Source organism: Fictibacillus gelatini DSM 15865 (genome assembly GCF_000430745.1).
In the GTDB taxonomy this organism is placed as follows: Bacteria; Bacillota; Bacilli; order Bacillales; family Fictibacillaceae; genus Fictibacillus_A; species Fictibacillus_A gelatini.
Window position 1 is genome coordinate 1 of the sequence record NZ_AUMP01000049.1, and the last position, 17,999, is coordinate 17,999.

A 17,999-nucleotide genomic window follows, 5' to 3' on the forward strand; every position below is an offset into this window, starting at 1 on the left:
CAAGTATTACCACCGCATTAAAGCAACCTTCATCCATTCGCTGGCGAATATAATCCTTATAAGGATCCAGTTTACTCGGACGTTGTTTTCTTTTATATACCGGTAGCTCATCTTTATTAAGCCACTTTCTGACGGTTTTTCTGTCACACCCTAATTCATTAGCAATGTCTGTAATGTACATTCCTTTTTGTTTCATTTCTTTGATCATAAAAAATTCCCCATTCGTTATAATTTTGAACAACTCCCTCCCAGAGGGATTGTCCGGTAAACGTGGGGAATTTTCAACCGGAACTATTGAGTATTCTATCACCGGATTCTACAAGGACATACGTTTTGAAGTAGTTGTACGTCTTGATAATTTGAAAATTATCATATGGAGCGGATAACCGATACGTAAATTTTTGTTGCTAAAAGTCAATCGTTCGGCACTGGGTGGGGCTATGAATAGAGGGAATTAACATCCTTCTAAAATTCTTTCTATAATGTCTCAGTAGTTAATACATGCTAAACACCAAGCTAAAATACATTTTAGGTACATGCACCTAGCAAAGTCTTAGGACATAAAATAAAATAGTTTATTTCAGGGAGGTATCATGGATGAATCCTTATTCGGATTATTATGAATTGTCAAACAGACAGAATGATAAATTGGTAAAAGATATAGAGAAAGCCATTAATGGGGAGTATAGTGCCATTCAATGCTATGAAAAATTGGCTAATCTGGCACCTTCATCGAAGGAGAGAAATCAAATTCTTGAAATTCGTCAAGATGAAATAAGACATTTTCAACAGTTTACACAAATATATGTTAGTCTAACCGGAAGACAACCAAAGTATAAACTAATTGAAGAATGTCCAAACACTTACAAGGAAGGCTTGGAGTTTGCTTTTTTAGATGAGCAAGAAACTGTGGATTTTTATTTAGATATATCAGAACAAACAAGTGACCCATATATAAAAGGGGTATTTCATAGAGCGTCAGCAGATGAGCAGAACCATGCTGTTTGGTTTCTTTACTATTTATCAAGAAAGAGACATTAACCATTAATTTATCTCTTCTTTGAATATTGAACTAATGCCACTCCTGTATGTACTATCATCTCTACACATGTGGAGTGTGTGGGGAAACTTATTTTAAAAGAAGCGAGATCCCAATAAGGGGAAATCCTGCTTTTTTTAAAATGTTGGGGCGGCATACCATAGTAAATAAATGGTATGCCGTCCTCTTTTACATCGATTCGAATAAATATTCGATGAGTGATAACTCATTAAAATTAAGAAGATACGGCAATTCCTGTTTTAGCTTCAAAGGTTTTTAGCAAAGTCTTCACTTACAAGCGAGTGGTTGCTAACTTTAAACTTTATTTTTGCGCAATAATGCCTTTGCTTCTTTTAAGTCTATTTTTGCGTTATATCCATGTTTTTGAAGTAAGTGTAATAGATTATTTCCATTTAGTAATGTTATAGGCTTATCTTTTGCAAAATTGTATGCATCGGGTCCGTAGTCAGCAGTGGAAACTAATATTCCTTTTGTGGCACCTTCGTTAAGCACTGTTCCATATAAGTCTCGTACTGCTGAAACCCCCACTACATTGGTATATCTTTTAGCTTGAATAACGATTTTTCCTCCGCGGATCGGGTCAGGGTCAAATGCCACTGCATCTACACCGCCGTCTCTACTCGCTCGGGTAATTTTGACTTCCCCACCTGTCTGATTAAATTCCTTTTCAAACAATTCTCTTATTAAATGTTCAAAATCCTCCCAATCCATTGCTGCTAAATTAACTGTTTCATCTAATGAATCTGCAAGAGTATATGAAGTTACAAATCTAGAATCCTCACGATTAATTTGGATTAACGGGGCTATCGGAGTTAAGCTATGTAGTTTACTACTCCCTACACCTTTTAGGTTCTTAAAGCAAAGTTTCGGATCTACTTGAGCCAAATTAATTTCTTCAAATTCTTTTTTACTTGTTTGAACTGATAGTATGCATGCATCAACTTCTTTTCCAGTTGCCTTATCTATAGACTTTACCCACCCATTAAATACAATTGAACTAATAACATCTATATCATCTGCCTCATACAATTCATGAATAGTTCTTAATGTAATTTGATATAAAAGGTTATCATACATTTTTCTTAAAGCAGCATCGGATAAATGGACTTCTTTGAACTCATCCTTACTTTGAACATACTTTACTTCCTTAATAGTTGGTAATTGATCAGGAGAAGGTAGTAAATATTCAACGATTAATGTATTATTAGTTTCGTTGTAATCCATTTCAAACTCCTGGGGGAAATTATCTGGATATTCTGAATTTGAAAGCACTATATCACAGTATTCTACTATAGCTGAAGGTATACCTTTTAAATAACTCTCCTTTAAATCATCTACTGCTTTATTATTCTCCAATTGGGTTTCTAAAAATTTTTCTTTGAGTTTCTTCCATTCTGCAAGTTCTTTTTTATATTTCTTTTTTCTTTCCTGATTATTTATTAATATTTTTTCTTTTTCCTTTTCCCATTCTTCATGTTGACGTTTAAAAAGTCGATCCATTTCTTCAATTTTTTTTAGCTTTCTAGAAGGAAACAACTTATCGAATATTCCGAATTTAATGTGATATATTTCATCTGATTGTAAAGGCTCCCTCGGGATTTCTTGCTCTTCTAAATTCTCCGGTTTCTGAACACTAAACTTAGAAGTATCTTTTAGATCATCCCAGTTAATTTTGTCATCAATATCTAGAGTATGTATGAGGGTATTTTGAATAAAAATAAGCTTTTCACCAGCTTCTATTGTTAATTTTTCCGCAAGTTCTTTTTTCTCCAGTTTCTCTTTTGCAGCACGTTCTCTATCTTGTTTTTGCTTAAGTTGTTGTTCTTTTTTCTCCCACATTTCATCCCATGCTCTTTTTTGCATTTCGGCCTTTTGTTGTACAACGTATAAACTCGTTCCTTTAATAACCCTGTACTTATTTAAGCCTTCATGCCGAACTTCTATTTGGTACATAGTTATCTACTCCATTCCAAGTTTTAATATTTGTTATAATTATCTTAATAAATACATTTTATTAAATTTGTCGAAAAAATTAAAGAATATGTCAAAAAATTAATCAATGGTAACTTAAAATGAATTTGTGGATAATAGCTAATCTAGAGTAGTTCTAAAAATAAAAGACTTAAAAAAGAAGGAAAACCTTACAGGGTTTTCAAAGGGAATATTACTGGCACCTTTTTTAGTGAACTTTTCTTTTTAGTTCCACTAGAATTTTTGATATCAAAAATAAAAATAGAGGAGTAATAAAAATGACGGATGGAATTGTAACAATCCAAAACATCCTTCAGGGAGAGAATCGAGAAGGAAATGGAGTTGTGATTCCGACAGATTCCTGTCATTCCATATCTAAAGATGACCTTTAAGTTACAAAAATGAGAGTGAAAATAACGTCAAATCAACTAATGGGATAGTGTCAAGTGTAAGATCAAAATTGGTGGTGGCAATTTTGGAACTTGAAAAGGAATTTGAGAACTTAGATAAGTTGAACATTAGATCTCAGATAAAGGAAAGAAATTCTGCAAAGAAACAATCTACAATATTGAAAACATCATTTACGATAACTAAATGGACAAATCAAGAATCGGCCACTTTTGGGGAAAGAAGGTATAAGAAATGAGTATCCGAATCGGAGATAATAACAAGAATAAAAACGCATCCATCTGTCATCAATATGGTTAAGGGGTATGGGCATACACATGAAAGTATAAACTTGTCGATAAGTATTATGACGCAGATAAAATGATAGAGGATTTAAAAAAATTTGATTATAGTGATGAAGAAATTGAAAGACAGTTAAGGGCTGCGTTAGCTAAAGTTAAATCACAAACAGGACAATGAGAATATTAAGGTGGGGAGGTTTTCCCGCCCAGGCGTTTTTAATAGCAGTTGGAGTATTTTGCCCGTTTATTTCAATCGTTATGAATAATTAACGTACCCCCCTGGTAAAATACAAATTTATGAGAGAATACATTCACACAAAATATGGATATCTGTGTAAATGTATTAACCTTTGAAGATGACGCATTGCGATGCGGTCGCGTGGTTGGAGTTGGTATATAGAAAAACAGATGGTATAGAAAAAGTCTATACCATCTGCTTTTTTGTTTATAAAAAAATCATTCGGGACCGATTTTCATTAAAATAAACATTGCTGATTTTAACAATCGTTTTTTTAAAATGATAAATGACCAAATGTACTGTATTTGATAATAAGTTATTAAGCATGATATAAGTGTATAAGAAGTGGAATAGTTGGCTTTATATTTTTTGACCAAGGGTTTAAGTTGTATCCATAGTGAGAGGAATTGATTTGAAATGATAGATAATTTTTGGCGTGATTTACCACGGCCATTTTTTGTACTTGCACCAATGGAAGATGTGACAGATGTTGTTTTTCGGCATGTAGTAAGTAAAGCCGGTCGACCGGATGTATTTTTTACAGAGTTTACAAACTCGGATAGCTACTGTCATCCAGAGGGAATGAAAAGTGTACGTGGCCGTTTGATTTTTACAGAAGATGAACAGCCAATAGTGGCACATATTTGGGGGGATAATCCCGAAAATTTCCGTCAAATGAGTATTGGCATGGCAGAGCTGGGGTTTAAAGGCATCGATATTAATATGGGCTGCCCTGTACCGAATGTGGCATCGAGAGGGAAAGGTAGTGGTCTGATTCTGCGTCCAGACGTTGCGGCAGAACTTATTCAAGCAGCAAAGGCGGGCGGACTGCCTGTCAGCGTGAAAACACGACTTGGCTATAACAACGTAAATGAGTGGGAGGAGTGGCTAACGCATATTTTAAAACAGGATATTGTGAACCTTTCTATTCATTTACGTACAAGAAAGGAAATGAGCCAAGTAGATGCGCATTGGGAGCTAATTCCAGGAATCAAAAAATTACGTGACCGTATCGCACCAAGTACGCTGCTAACCATCAATGGAGACATCCCTGACCGTCAAACCGGGCTGCAGCTTGCGAAAGCATATGGTATTGATGGCATTATGATCGGGCGCGGTATTTTTAAAAATCCTTTTGCTTTTGAAAAAGAGCCAAGAGAACATAGCAGTAAAGAATACCTTGATCTTTTAAGACTGCAGCTTGACCTTCAAGATCAGTATGCGGAAGTACTGCCACGTTCAATTACAGGGCTTCACCGCTTTTTCAAAATTTATGTCAAAGGATTTCGTGGGGCTAGTGATTTAAGAAATCAATTAATGAACACGAAATCAACCGATGAAGTACGTGCATTGCTTGATAATTTTGAAAAAGAATGTTGAGGGGACGGGGACAGCGAAATGTATGTAACCCTCAAAAAGATAGAGAAAAAATAAATCATAACAACTCATGTGTTCACAATCCCCCTGAATATCAACGATAAAACGCTTGAAAATACAATCAAGCGTTTTATCCATTGGAAAAGTGCCCTCACTAATTAAAAGCAAACTTGATCAAGTTTTTTTATCTTCCGACTCAGCGGCTTTTTCCTCAATAGTTATTTTTTCTTCTTTCCACCAGAGAGCTTCCCCGGGATCTTCTAAAATTTCGGCAATTTCATGTTTTTCCGATACTGCCGGAGCAGAGCCCCGCAGCGCTTTTCCGGTCGTTTCCTTTACAAAAAGCATGGTGACAACACCGATTAAACAAGCAGCCATAATATAATACGCCGGAACCATCTTATTTCCTGTCTCCCTTATTAGCCACGATAACGCCAATGGAGTTGTTCCACCAAATAAAGATACTGAAATATTAAATGTTATCGCCAGCGCAACATATCTTACTTCTGTAAAAAACAAGGATGGCAACATGGACGGCATCGTTGCTTCGAAGGTCGCTAGAAGAATGGCCAATATCATCAGCCCTAAAAAGACCATCCAATTAGAACCGCTTCCAATCATTTTAAGTGACGGGATGGCTAGCAGAATGATTCCGATCAGGCCACCTAAAATAAGGCGTTTATTTCCAATCCGATCACTGAAATAACCCATGAGTAAAACAATGGGAATCATAATAAACATAACAATGAGAATGAACAAAAGCCCCTTCGTTTCTCCATAGCCGAGGACAACATTTAAATAAGAAGGCATATACGATAACAACATGTAATCCACAACATTGAAAAATAAAACTAAAACGACCCCTTTAAGCAGCTGTGGCCAGTGGTAAAGGAAGACTTTTTTGATTAACCCTTTTTTATTTTCCTCGTGTTTTTCTTCATTCATTGCTTCAAATACTGGAGTCTCCTCCAAATGATTTCTCAAATAAAGGCCAACAAGACCTATCGGTGCGGCAATAAAAAATGGAATACGCCAACCCCAATCGAGCATCTTATCCGGACCAAGTAGATAACTTAGTAACGTTACGATGCCGGACCCGGCAATATATCCAATTAATGTTCCTACTTCTAACCCGCTTGAGAAAAAACCTCTTTTTTTATCAGGTGAAGATTCCGCGATGAACGTCATGGCACCCGAATATTCACCGCCTGTGGAAAATCCCTGAACCAATCTGGCTAAAAGCAAAAGGATAGGAGCGAGATTCCCAATCGTTGCATAACCCGGTATCAATCCCATACTTAAAGTAGCCAAAGACATTAAGACTAAAGTGATGGTTAACACCTTTTTTCGGCCTAACTTATCACCCAGCATGCCAAAAAACATTCCGCCAAGTGGACGAACGATAAACGCCACTGCAAAGGTCGCAAACGAATACACAATTTGGAGCGGTCCCGTTACCCCCGAAAAAAACACTTTTCCTATGATCACGGCCAAATAAGAGTAAATACCAAAATCAAACCACTCCATCGCATTTCCAAGGGCAGTTGCCACAACTGCTTTTCGTGCGTCTTTTGTATCCACAATGGTAATATCATCTTTTTTTAGCTTTCTTTCTGAATTTTTCCTGAACTTCGCCCGCTTTTTTTCATTTTCATCCAATGGCTTCACCTAAATTCCTTATTGAAATTTTAATGTTATTTTGAGCTTGCTTCTTTATTGCTATTCAGATGAAAGAGTATACATTAAAGGAATAGCAAACTATGTTATAGTGTAAATGACTTAACTTTCGAAAATTTTTATATCGGGGGGAAGCAAGAATGAAAAAATTCTTATTAGTTTTTTTCAGTGTAAGTTTAATCGTTCTAGTTTGTTTTGTGATATTCCGTCCTTCCACAACAGTTAAAGTAAAAACATTACGTCCTACCTCAACTTTAGGAAAAGAAATTTGCGTCCGGTTATCCAAACAATCCGGTAGTACCCTTAAAAGAACATTTGCTGATGTTCAATCCAACTTGCTTTTTTGTGAAAATAATACGGGCGTCATGCCTGTACTCACCAATAAAGAGTTAACCGAAGTAAAGAAAGTTTTTCATGAGTTGGATTTCGAGGAGTTTAAAGAGGAACAAGTGGAAAACGGCTATTTAACCTGGCAAGCCGATCGTTTTCCAAAAGAGAAGTTTTCGATGATAAGCGGACTTGCTTCCGACAAAGTAAAGAATATCGCTATAAAAAGCGAACATTATAACCAACTTAATCGAATTTCTATTAGTGATAACTTATGGTTCTGGTATGTGACGTTCCATAAATCAAAACTAAAGCTGCCACCTAAAGTAATATCTTACGATGCAAAAGGGCATATTCTCGGGGAAAATGAATAAAGGCCACCTTACAAATTGCTACAAAAATTGGCAATTGTCGATTTATGACAGCGCATTCAAAAAGTATGCTATAATTAAAGACGAAAAATAGCTGTCAGAGGAGTAATTGCGATGTTGAAAGATATTTTTATGGGCTTATCCCAAAACCAATTTCTGAATAATGCCGCTAAAAAGTACGGCTTGAAATTGGGAGCGCAAAATGTTGTAGCTGGAACCAATATAGAAGAAACGATTCAAAGCATTAAAGAGTTAAATGCCCACGGGATTTCTTGCACAGTTGATAACCTGGGTGAGTTCGTTTACAAAAAAGAAGAGGCGATCGAAGCAAAAGAGCAAATTCTTAAAGTGATCGAAGCCATTCACGATAATAAAGTAGACGCTCATATTTCTTTAAAGCCGACGCAGTTAGGGTTGGACATAGATTATGAATTCTGCTTGAACAACCTGGAAGAAATCGTGGCGAAAGCGGCCACTTACGATATTTTTGTCAACATTGACATGGAAGACCATAGCCATTTGCAGCCTTCCTTCGATATTCTTGATTCATTATCAGAAACCTATGACAATGTCGGAACGGTTATTCAAGCCTATTTCTATCGTGCCCAGGATGATATTAAAAAATATAAAAATTACCGTCTTCGCATCGTAAAAGGCGCATACAAAGAGCCGGAAGAGTATGCGTATCAAGATAAAAAAGATATCGATGCTAACTTTATTAAGCTCATCGAATATCATTTGTTAAATGGAAAATTCACATCAATTGCAACGCATGACCACCGTATCATTAACCATGTGAAAAAATTTGTGAAAAAGAATAACATTCCGAATGATAAATTTGAATTCCAAATGCTTTACGGCTTCAGAAAAGACATGCAGCTCGAATTGGCTAAAGAAGGCTACAACTTCTGTACGTACGTGCCATTCGGCAAAGACTGGTATGGTTACTTCATGCGCCGTCTTGCAGAAAGACCACAAAACTTAAATCTTGTCGTCAAACAAGTATTCAACAAAAAAACGAACACGATGATCGGGCTGGCGGCCGGAGCATTTGTATTAGGAAGATTGTCTAAAAAGAAAAAACGCAAATAACCAACTTGATCTTAAGCAAGAAATTGAAATCATTTTTGTTATATCAGTTTCTTGCTTTTTTATTATTTTTTTATGCCCCTGACCGTAAGCTTTGAGTGAATGTTTGGTAGCCACACATGACATTTATCATATTCTGGGCATGACACGTATGACTGCAAGGACGGTATCCTTTCCTCTATACTTTGGGTTAGAAATGAGGAAGGGAAGTTAATACTAAATGACAAAGCAAAAACAAACTCATCTGAGAAAGCAAGTGGCTCCCTTTGAAAAGTCGGATACTAATCGAAGCATCAGACAGCTTATCAATACACTTGGTCCGTTTTTTCTTCTATGGTTTTTAGCTTACGAGAGTCTGTCCGTTTCCTATTTGCTCACGTTGGCTTTAACGGTTATTGCAGCGGGCTTTTTGACGCGAATCTTTATTATTTTTCATGACTGCTGCCATCATTCTTTCTTTAAGAATCGGCTGGCGAATAAAATTCTTGGGACAGTCACTGGCATTTTAACGTTATTTCCGTATAACCAATGGCAGCATAGCCATTCCGTCCATCACGCAACGAGCGGGAATTTGGATAAACGGGGAACAGGCGACATATGGGTATTGACCGTTGAGGAATATTTGCAAGCTTCGTTTTGGCTTCGCCTCCGTTACCGGTTGTATCGCAATCCTTTTGTCATGTTTATTTTAGGCCCGATTTACGTGTTTCTTATTACGAATCGGTTTAACCGAAAAGGTGCCCGCTTGAAAGAACGAATGAACACGTATATTACGAATGTGGCGATCGCAGGGGCAGCAGGCCTGCTTTGCTATATGCTTGGATGGCAGTCGTTCCTTCTCGTGCAAGGTCCCATTTTTTTAATTTCCGGCATTGCCGGTGTCTGGCTTTTTTACGTTCAACATACGTTTGAAGATTCGTATTTTGAGGAAAATGAAGACTGGGAATATGTGAAAGCGGCCGTAGAAGGCAGTTCTTTCTACAAGCTTCCGAAGATTCTCCAATGGCTTACAGGAAACATCGGATTTCACCATGTTCATCATTTGAGCCCGAGAGTGCCGAATTATAAACTTGAAGCGGTGCACAATTACACTCAACCACTGCAGCATGTGCCGACCATCACACTAATGACTAGCTTGCGTTCGCTTAAATTCCGCCTATGGGATGAGCGAGGCAAAAAATTTGTGGGGTATAGGGAAATTAAAGTATACTGCAAACAACTTTAAAAGGATGTTCAAAAAGTCCGGGAAACATTGCCGAATTTCTGCGTCAGCTTGCTCCTACGCTCCTCACGTATTAAAAGCATACGTTCCGGGGCTCGGAGACTGCACTTCCTTGAACTTCTTGGCTCTGTTTGTCCTCCTTTTTGAACACGGTATTTTAAAAGAGGTTCTGAAATGATTAAAAGGTATATGGGATTCCAAAAAAATAATGGGGTTTTCCCTTATATTTGGCTTATTCTTTGCATTTTGCCGTTTTATTTTATTTTTCAATCGCAGTCAACGATTGAAATTATGGTTGGCATATTCTTGACCATTTTATTTTTTGTTTTCTATCGGATCGCTCTTGTATCCAGAGGATGGCCCGTTTATATATGGACGTTTATATTGATTGGGATTTCGATTACGTCAACGAGCCTTTTCAGCTATGTGTATTTTTCAATTTTTCTCGTTTATTTTATAGGAAACATTAAAGACCGCATGACGTTTTATATTTTATATTTTGTCCTTTTAATCAGCACTTCAGTCTCGTTTAACTTTAGCATCGTTCAGCAGAAAGAATTGTTTTTAAAACAATTGCCGTTTGTGATCATCATTTGGATCAGCGTCATTCTCCTTCCATTTGGAATCCACAATCGAAAAGAAAGAGGCCAGTTGGAAGAAAAGCTGGAAGATGCGAATAAAAAGATTTCCGAGTTAATCAAGCTTCAGGAGCGGGAACGGATCGCCCGTGACCTTCATGATACGTTAGGGCAAAAGCTTTCTCTCATCGGCTTAAAGAGCGATTTAGCAAGAAAATTAATCAACAAAGAACCTGAGCGGGCGCGCAATGAATTGAAAGATGTTCAGCAAACCGCAAGAACCGCTTTGAATGAAGTGAGAAAAATGGTGTCGTCAATGCGCGGCATTCGTTTAAAAGAGGAAATCGTCCGGGTGAAACAAGTCCTTGAAGCGGCTCAAATCCAATTGGAGAGCGAGCCGGAAGTTGTTTTGAAAAATGTTTCTCCTTTAACCGAGAATATTTTAAGCATGTGCCTGAAAGAAGCGGTCACCAATGTGGTCAAGCACAGCGGAGCCACTACTTGTTCGATTTCGATTGAACAATCGTGGAAAGATGTGAAGATGACCATCAAGGACAACGGGAACTTCAAGAGCACGAAAGAATATTTTGCAAAAGGGCACGGACTGACTGGAATGAAAGAACGCCTGGAATTTGTGAACGGCAGCCTGGAAATTTTAACAAAAGAAGGTACGACGCTAATCATTACCGTACCGAATGACGGGAAAGAGAAAAGGGGGGAATGAAGTGATAACGATAGTCATTGCTGAAGATCAGAAAATGCTTTTAGGTGCTTTCGGATCACTGCTTGATTTAGAGGAAGATATGAAAGTTGTCGGGATGGCGGCTAATGGCGAAGAGGCAATAGAGCTAGTTCGGAAATTTAAGCCTGACGTCTGCATTATGGATATTGAAATGCCGGGAAAAAGCGGGCTTGAAGCTGCAGAAGAACTGAAAGGGCTGGGATGCAAAGTCATTATTTTAACGACGTTCGCCCGATCCGGTTATTTTCAACGGGCGTTAAAGGCAGGAGTGAGCGGATATTTATTGAAGGATAGTCCGAGCGATGAACTGGCAAGCTCCATCCGCAGTGTCATGGCAGGAAGAAGGATTTATGCTCCTGAGTTGATGGATGACCTGTATCGTGAGGAAAACCCGCTAACTGATCGGGAAAAAGAAGTATTGGAACTCGTCGCCGATGGAAAAAACACGAAAGAAATCGCCGATCAGCTCAGCATTAAAACAGGAACGGTACGAAACTATATTTCCACGATATTAGACAAGCTTGAAGTGAAAAACAGAATTGAAGCCATTACTCAGTCGAAAGAAAAGGGCTGGTTTAAATAAAAAAATGCCTCCTCATTCATGATGAGAGAGACATTTTTGCCTGCATAAAATTCAGCTTATTCTCCTAGATCAACGTTGTGATACACTTGACGTACGTCTTCAAGGTCTTCCAGTGCATCGATCAATTTTTCAAATTGCGCCTGTGCTTCTTCTGGAAGAGTCACGTAATTTTGCGGGAGCATCGTTAGTTCGGCAACAGTAAATTCAGTGATGCCAGCATTTTTGAACGCTTCCTGAACGGCATGAAACTGATCAGGCTCGGCATAAACGATGACCGCCTCATCTTCTTCTAGAACATCACGTGCATCGACATCCGCTTCCATTAAGATTTCAAGCACTTCATCCGCCGTTTTTCCTTCAATTCCGATCACAGCTGTCGCATCAAACATATAGGCGACAGATCCGTTAACTCCCATGTTTCCGCCGTTTTTATTAAAGGCAGCACGTACATCTGCGGCTGTGCGGTTTACGTTATTGGTCAGAGTATCAACAATGACCATTGATCCATTTGGCCCGAAGCCTTCATAACGAAGTTCGTCATACGTTTCATCCGATCCACCCTTTGCTTTTTCAATCGCGCGGTCAATGATCGTTTTCGGCACGCTGTACGTTTTGGCACGCTCAAGTACGACTTTTAACGCCTGATTGAGTTCAGGGTCAGGTTCGCCGCGTCTTGCGGCGACATAAATTTCACGCCCGAATTTTGCGTAAATGCGGGCTGTATTGGCATCTTTGGCCGCTTTTTTATCTTTAATGTTATTCCACTTACGTCCCATTTTGAACACTCGCTTTCAACTTGAATCTACTTTATCGTTTGTCCTCAACTTGTATACAAACAATTTGAGGACGTGCATAAATCCACTAGCTCTATTATACATCAAATCGAGTGTTCGTTTCGAGAGTAAGAGTTTGAGGGCGATATTATAAACGAATCACTTTTGCACGATTAAAAAAATGTTATCGCTTTCATATTGTTTTTCATTTAGGTCTATGGTACTATGAACTCAAATGTTGAATAATGGATCACATGTTACTGATTCGATCAGGCATGGTGGTAAATGAAAGGGATTCGCTGATCTCTTAATTGTACCTCCATGCCTTTTTTATTTTTAATATGAAACATTAGATGGCCGAGTCGTTCGTAAACTATAACAGAATTGGTTTCGAAAAAACAAGTGTCCGCTTTTACGGCAAGGAGATGTTCTCTCGTGAAAATAACAAAAATTTTAAATAACAATGCTGTTATCGTCGTGGATGATGGACAGGAGAAAATTGCAGTTGGAGCCGGAATTGCGTTTCAGAAGAAGAAAAATGACATCGTGAACATGAATAAGGTTGAGAAATTGTTTGTCATGAAGGAAAATGAAAAATTTCAGCAATTGTTGAACCGGATTCCTGAGGAACATTTTATCATCTCAGAAGAAATTATTACGTATGCAGAAAACTATCTCGGTACAAAACTAGATGAGCATATTCATATTGCGCTTACGGATCACCTCTCGTTTGCGATTGAAAGGGAAAGGGATGGAATCCAATTAAAAAACAAACTGTTGCACGAAATTAAAGTGTTGTATCCGAAAGAATATGAAATCGGTCTCTGGGCCATTCAACATATTAAAGAAATATGCAAGATTGACATGCCCGTTGATGAAGCGGCGTTTATTGCCCTTCATATCCACACGATGAAAGTTCAAGGCGGCGACTTGCGGGAAACCGTTAAACAAACGTCCATTATAAGAGACATTGTCCAAATGATTGCAGAATGTTTGCAAGTTACGATACAGGAAGATGACATCTCGTACGAGCGGCTTATTACCCATTTACGTTTTGCTTTGACAAGAGCCCATCATTATGAACATCATACGATGGATGAAGAAATGCTGGAAATGATCAAGAGGAAATTTCCTCATTCCTATAGCTATGCCAGTAAAGTTGCAATGGATGTAATAGCGCAGCATGGAGTAAGTCTTCCTGAACATGAATTAGGCTATATCACTCTTCATATTGAGAGATTAAGAAAACAATAGTGTTTTAGTATTACGTAGTCGTACTAAGTGTGACTTTATGGAAAGAAGGTGAGAGGAAAAGAAGGACCTGACTGGCTTTATTTCATAAAAATTTTGCACGGGGTATGATCTTTTAGAGGGGGAGTACGGAATATGATGAACTATTTACAGAGAATTGGTAAATCTCTAATGCTGCCTGTCGCAGTTTTGCCGGCAGCTGCTATTCTAATGGGGATTGGTTATTGGATCGACCCGACGGGCTGGGGAGCAGGAAGTCCCGTAGCCGCTTTCTTAATTAAAGCCGGATCGTCGATCATTGACAACATGGCGATTCTTTTTGCCGTTGGGGTCGCGCTCGGAATGTCGAAAGAAAAAGATGGTTCCGCCGCTTTAAGCGGATTGGTTGCCTATCTTGTCGTGACGACATTGCTTTCAACGAACACAGTTGCGATGCTGCAAGGAATTGATGTCGCAAAAGTTAACCCGGCTTTTGCGAAAATTGGAAACCAATTTATCGGGATTTTATCAGGGATTATCGCATCGATCATGTACAATCGTTTCAGCCATGTGAAATTGCCGGATGCATTGGCTTTCTTCAGCGGCAAACGGTTAGTGCCGATTATGACAGCGGTATCCATGTTGATCGTTTCGGTCGTTTTGTTTTTCGTATGGCCGGTGATTTTTACAGGATTAGTTTCATTTGGGGAAGCGATTAGTAAATTAGGAGCTGTTGGTGCAGGGCTATATGGGTTCTTCAACCGGCTGTTAATCCCGATCGGGTTGCATCATGCGTTAAACTCCGTATTCTGGTTTGATGTTGCCGGGATTAATGACATTGGAAACTTCTGGGCTGGAAAAGGGACGAAAGGAATTACCGGAATGTATCAGGCAGGGTTCTTCCCGGTCATGATGTTCGGCCTGCCGGCTGCGGCTCTTGCGATGTATCATACGGCAAAAACGACAAGAAAGAAACAAATCGCATCTTTAATGATGGCAGCTGGTTTTGCATCATTTTTAACGGGGGTTACAGAACCGATTGAATTTGCCTTTATGTTCCTTGCACCGGCACTTTATCTCGTTCATGCGATTTTAACCGGACTTTCGTTAATGATTGCCGCCCTTTTCCATTGGACAGCAGGATTTGGCTTTAGCGCCGGATTTATCGACTTTTTCTTAAGTTCGAGATTGCCGCTTGCGAATAAGCCGTTAATGTTAATCATTCAAGGTCTTGTGTTTGCTGTCATTTACTATTTCTTATTCCGCTTCTTGATCACGAAGTTTAATATCAAAACACCGGGCCGGGAAGATGAAACAGACGATGTCGTTTTAGGCACACAAGAAGCAGAAACAACCGAAAACAGATTCACACAAATGGCCGCCACCATTTATAAAGGGTTGGGCGGAGACGAAAATGTCACATCCGTTGATAACTGTGTCACACGCCTGCGCGTTGAAGTCAAAGACATGAATAAAGTAGACCAGGCGAAAATTCAATCAACAGGCGTGCCGGGCATTAAAATCGTTGGCCCGACAAGCATCCAGGTCGTCATCGGAACGAACGTCCAATTCGTAGCGGATGAAGTGGAAAAAATCCGCAGGCAAAAATAATAGGATTGTAGAACCGATTGCTCAAAAGCTTTCGGTTCTTTTTTAGGAATTGATAAGTTACTATAGGGAAAAGATAACAAAAACTATTTCCGGAAATGAGGAAGCGAAATTATGCTAACCATCCAATGTACAAAAAAGCTTGCTGATGAATTGATGATAGATCTTAAACAAATTGAATCAGGAGTTGGGGAACCTTTTTACTCATGGCATGCCCATTTATTTTTATTTAACCGCCGTAAATGTGTGTTATTGATGAATAATGTAACACGATACAATTTTGTCCTCTTAGGTTTAAAGAAAAATGACTTTAGAGATTTTAGTAAATTGGTCGTTACGTCCATTGCGGAAAATCTAGTGGCGGACGGGGTTTGCGAAATGGATGTGGATGAATATATCAAAAAATGTGGTACAGCCATCTATACAAAAACAAGCGAAAGAAGCATTTTGAGCCAGATGAATGAGATGATCAGTGTCAGTAAACATTGGATGGAAGAGGACAGGAAGAGTGGCACTGAGACAAACCTTTACGAGCTGAACCGCTATTTAAATCGTTTTGTCATGCTTCAATTGCCGAAAACGTACTCGGGTGAGACGATGAGGGATGCTTTTCTGCAGAGGAAACGGGAGTAAATAAAGGGCCTGGAAAATAAAATGCTCACTTTGGAAAGTAAATCTTGCAGTTTGGAAAATAAAATGCACACCTCGGAAAATAAATTACTCGTTTGGGAAAATTTCTTTCGTCATTTGGAAAATAAGAAGTATCATTTCAACAATAAACGGTTGGATGTGTGCCAAACACGTATCAATTCGGAGTCATTTCACTAAATATGAGGGCTAATTGGGATAAAAACTTTGTCAAAAGCACCAAAATGATAAAAGTGTTTTTTCCTCTCACATTGGCAACGAGGGTACTAGAAAAAGATAGTACTAGGCAAGTTGTGATTTCCGATTACAATAATAGTAGATGCAAAAGGAAGTAAACGAGCTAGATTCAAACCGTACAAATGGACAGCGATTTGACTCTTTATACCATCTCTCTCAACAATTACAGTTGTCCGAGTTAAAAGGACAACAGCGAAAGGAGTGCCGGCGATGAGTGAAATCAAAGTAGTTTACGGGGATGTAGAACAAGCTTTATCTCGTTTAAAATCGGTTGTCCCGTCCCAGCAGCCCTCATTAGCTCCTGTTAAAGAAGGAAGCAACGTCCTGGATGCGATGACAAAATTAAAAAACGTAAATGAATCATTACGTAAAATCATTCAATCGTATCAAACGTTACTTCTGGAAAACGAAAAAGCGACGGAGAAGGCCGTCCAATCGATACGAGAAGCAGACGAAAAGCTAGCTTCATCGGCCAACGACAAGGGGTGACTTCATGAAGGTATTGGATGTCGAGGCATTTAACCAATCGATTAATGACACCGAGAAGTATTTGCGATCGTTGAGCGAACAAATTAAACAGACAAAGGATGCTGTGAAAGGGATCATTTCTCTCGAAGACTCCCTTAAAGGAAAAGCGGGGCAGGCGATCCGTTTGTTCTATCAGGAATGCCACCTTTCGTTTTTGCTTTATTTTGAATCGTTCATTAAAGATTATGAAGCCATTTTAACATCGATCAAAAATCAGCTGAAAAATTTTGAGCCTGATCCAAACGGCTTTATTAGCGAAAGTTTTTTGGATCATGATGTAAGAGCGGGACTTCATAAAATAGAGACAACAACCATCGGGATCGTCGATGAAGCGAACAAGGCGATGAAAGAAGTCCGGGATATTGTTGATCTTCCTTTCCTTGATGAAACAGAAGTGGTGGAAAACATCTGGCGAGCGAAACGACATGCGAAAACGACGATCGAACAGCTTCACGCCTTTGATAAAGCGCAAACCGCCGCGCTGGAAACGGTAGAACAAGACCTCGCCTTGATGGCAAACTATATCAACCAGATCAGCTCGGCAATCAAAAGCGGCGAAGTGACTATTTCAAATTACTCGGTAAAACAAATCACATCGTATGAAACCTATAATGACTTGATAGGCGACCTTGCCCAGAAGACAAATCCTTATGAAAACAAGTATAGACGCCCGGATGCGGACGAACAATTAATCGCGTCTTCGTACATCGCACAGTTACAAAATAAAAACGTAACGAAAGAAGAATTTGAAACGCTACAGGAACAAAAAATCAAAACGGTTCATGTCATTGACGAATATGCGGAATATGACGGTGATTACCATATCCTCGCCAATGGAATGATTGTAAGGGAATATAAAGACAAGAATTTTAATAAACAATATCAAATTGTCGATAAGGTACCAAAAAACCGGGCAGGAGGGGTCCGAGAATTAGATTCCCCATTTGAAGGCACTCCATTAGAAATCGCAGAGTATGCCGTCCCCGGAGGACTTATAAAAAAAGGCGTCACCAAACTCGGGAAAAAGGCGATTACGGGTATCGAAAAGAAA

At 38.9% G+C, this 17,999-nt stretch carries 15 protein-coding genes and 2 pseudogenes; 13 read left to right on the forward strand and 4 right to left on the reverse strand.

The window, feature by feature from the left end; translation table 11 throughout:
* Positions 1-232: pseudogene (locus H538_RS0116650) on the reverse strand (IS21 family transposase); the annotation flags it as partial.
* Between the two features lie 365 nt (positions 233-597).
* On the opposite strand from H538_RS0116650, the gene H538_RS0116655 reads away from it, so the two are divergent.
* A complete protein-coding gene (locus tag H538_RS0116655) occupies positions 598-1,041 on the forward strand; it encodes a ferritin-like domain-containing protein (protein WP_003348320.1) in 444 nt (147 codons plus the stop codon).
* 313 nt (positions 1,042-1,354) lie between these two features.
* On the opposite strand, the gene H538_RS24180 is transcribed toward H538_RS0116655, so the two are convergent.
* Positions 1,355-3,013, reverse strand: a complete 1,659-nt coding sequence (locus H538_RS24180) for a restriction endonuclease (RefSeq protein ID WP_051291530.1) — start codon at positions 3,011-3,013, stop codon at positions 1,355-1,357.
* Positions 3,014-3,760: 747 nt separating this feature from the next.
* Here H538_RS24180 and H538_RS27230 point away from each other — a divergent pair.
* Positions 3,761-3,892, forward strand: a pseudogene (locus tag H538_RS27230) (DUF3994 domain-containing protein); the annotation flags it as partial.
* Positions 3,893-4,375: 483 nt separating this feature from the next.
* The gene (locus H538_RS0116675) at positions 4,376-5,338 is read left to right on the forward strand and encodes a tRNA dihydrouridine synthase (RefSeq protein WP_026678566.1); all 963 of its coding nucleotides are present in this window, start codon (positions 4,376-4,378) and stop codon (positions 5,336-5,338) included.
* Positions 5,339-5,509: 171 nt separating this feature from the next.
* On the opposite strand, the gene H538_RS0116680 is transcribed toward H538_RS0116675, so the two are convergent.
* Complete coding sequence (locus tag H538_RS0116680) at positions 5,510-6,994, reverse strand: MFS transporter (RefSeq protein WP_026678567.1); 1,485 nt, start codon at positions 6,992-6,994, stop codon at positions 5,510-5,512.
* Between the two features lie 158 nt (positions 6,995-7,152).
* Here H538_RS0116680 and H538_RS0116685 point away from each other — a divergent pair, with 158 nt between their 5' ends.
* The 5 genes from H538_RS0116685 (at position 7,153) to H538_RS0116705 (ending at position 11,924) form a co-directional block, all read left to right on the forward strand.
* The gene (locus tag H538_RS0116685) at positions 7,153-7,713 is read left to right on the forward strand and encodes a hypothetical protein (protein WP_026678568.1); all 561 of its coding nucleotides are present in this window, start codon (positions 7,153-7,155) and stop codon (positions 7,711-7,713) included.
* A gap of 111 nt (positions 7,714-7,824) precedes the next feature.
* Entirely contained in the window at positions 7,825-8,802 is a 978-nt protein-coding gene (locus H538_RS0116690) for a proline dehydrogenase family protein (RefSeq protein ID WP_026678569.1), read from the forward strand.
* Between the two features lie 217 nt (positions 8,803-9,019).
* Positions 9,020-10,024, forward strand: coding sequence for a Delta(5) desaturase DesA (desA, locus tag H538_RS0116695; RefSeq protein ID WP_026678570.1), 1,005 nt, complete (start codon positions 9,020-9,022; stop codon positions 10,022-10,024).
* A gap of 171 nt (positions 10,025-10,195) precedes the next feature.
* Positions 10,196-11,323 (forward strand): sensor histidine kinase, encoded by a 1,128-nt coding sequence (locus H538_RS0116700; protein ID WP_026678571.1) that lies wholly within the window; start codon positions 10,196-10,198, stop codon positions 11,321-11,323.
* Between the two features lies 1 nt (position 11,324).
* Positions 11,325-11,924: a response regulator transcription factor gene (locus H538_RS0116705; RefSeq protein ID WP_026678572.1), complete on the forward strand. Its 600-nt coding sequence runs from the start codon at positions 11,325-11,327 to the stop codon at positions 11,922-11,924.
* 56 nt (positions 11,925-11,980) lie between these two features.
* Here the strand turns inward: H538_RS0116705 and H538_RS0116710 are convergent, their stop codons facing one another.
* Positions 11,981-12,700: a YebC/PmpR family DNA-binding transcriptional regulator gene (locus H538_RS0116710; protein WP_026678573.1), complete on the reverse strand. Its 720-nt coding sequence runs from the start codon at positions 12,698-12,700 to the stop codon at positions 11,981-11,983.
* 432 nt (positions 12,701-13,132) lie between these two features.
* Between H538_RS0116710 and H538_RS0116715 the strand changes: the two genes are divergently transcribed.
* From H538_RS0116715 to H538_RS25190, 5 genes are all read left to right on the forward strand, one after another.
* Positions 13,133-13,951 (forward strand): PRD domain-containing protein, encoded by an 819-nt coding sequence (locus tag H538_RS0116715; RefSeq protein ID WP_026678574.1) that lies wholly within the window; start codon positions 13,133-13,135, stop codon positions 13,949-13,951.
* 132 nt (positions 13,952-14,083) lie between these two features.
* Positions 14,084-15,538, forward strand: coding sequence for an N-acetylglucosamine-specific PTS transporter subunit IIBC (gene nagE, locus H538_RS0116720; RefSeq protein WP_026678575.1), 1,455 nt, complete (start codon positions 14,084-14,086; stop codon positions 15,536-15,538).
* 111 nt (positions 15,539-15,649) lie between these two features.
* On the forward strand, positions 15,650-16,168 hold the full coding sequence (locus H538_RS0116725; RefSeq protein WP_026678576.1) for a DUF6933 domain-containing protein: 519 nt from the start codon (positions 15,650-15,652) through the stop codon (positions 16,166-16,168).
* Positions 16,169-16,630: 462 nt separating this feature from the next.
* Positions 16,631-16,909, forward strand: a complete 279-nt coding sequence (locus H538_RS0116730) for a YwqI/YxiC family protein (protein ID WP_035351278.1) — start codon at positions 16,631-16,633, stop codon at positions 16,907-16,909.
* Positions 16,910-16,913: 4 nt separating this feature from the next.
* The coding region (locus H538_RS25190; protein ID WP_211235574.1) for a ribonuclease YeeF family protein at positions 16,914-17,999 on the forward strand (1,086 nt) is incomplete at its 3' end.

Bases quoted from the DNA above. Each gene is read 5' to 3' on its own strand.
- H538_RS24180 (WP_051291530.1), bottom strand. From the start codon at position 3,013: ATGTACCAAATAGAAGTTCGGCATGAAGGCTTAAATAAGTACAGGGTT.
- desA (WP_026678570.1), top strand. From the start codon at position 9,020: ATGACAAAGCAAAAACAAACTCATCTGAGAAAGCAAGTGGCTCCCTTT.
- H538_RS0116730 (WP_035351278.1), top strand. From the start codon at position 16,631: ATGAGTGAAATCAAAGTAGTTTACGGGGATGTAGAACAAGCTTTATCT.
- H538_RS0116725 (WP_026678576.1), top strand. From the start codon at position 15,650: ATGCTAACCATCCAATGTACAAAAAAGCTTGCTGATGAATTGATGATA.
- H538_RS0116675 (WP_026678566.1), top strand. From the start codon at position 4,376: ATGATAGATAATTTTTGGCGTGATTTACCACGGCCATTTTTTGTACTT.
- nagE (WP_026678575.1), top strand. From the start codon at position 14,084: ATGATGAACTATTTACAGAGAATTGGTAAATCTCTAATGCTGCCTGTC.
- H538_RS0116700 (WP_026678571.1), top strand. From the start codon at position 10,196: ATGATTAAAAGGTATATGGGATTCCAAAAAAATAATGGGGTTTTCCCT.
- H538_RS0116690 (WP_026678569.1), top strand. From the start codon at position 7,825: ATGTTGAAAGATATTTTTATGGGCTTATCCCAAAACCAATTTCTGAAT.
- H538_RS0116710 (WP_026678573.1), bottom strand. From the start codon at position 12,700: ATGGGACGTAAGTGGAATAACATTAAAGATAAAAAAGCGGCCAAAGAT.
- H538_RS0116685 (WP_026678568.1), top strand. From the start codon at position 7,153: ATGAAAAAATTCTTATTAGTTTTTTTCAGTGTAAGTTTAATCGTTCTA.
- H538_RS0116655 (WP_003348320.1), top strand. From the start codon at position 598: ATGAATCCTTATTCGGATTATTATGAATTGTCAAACAGACAGAATGAT.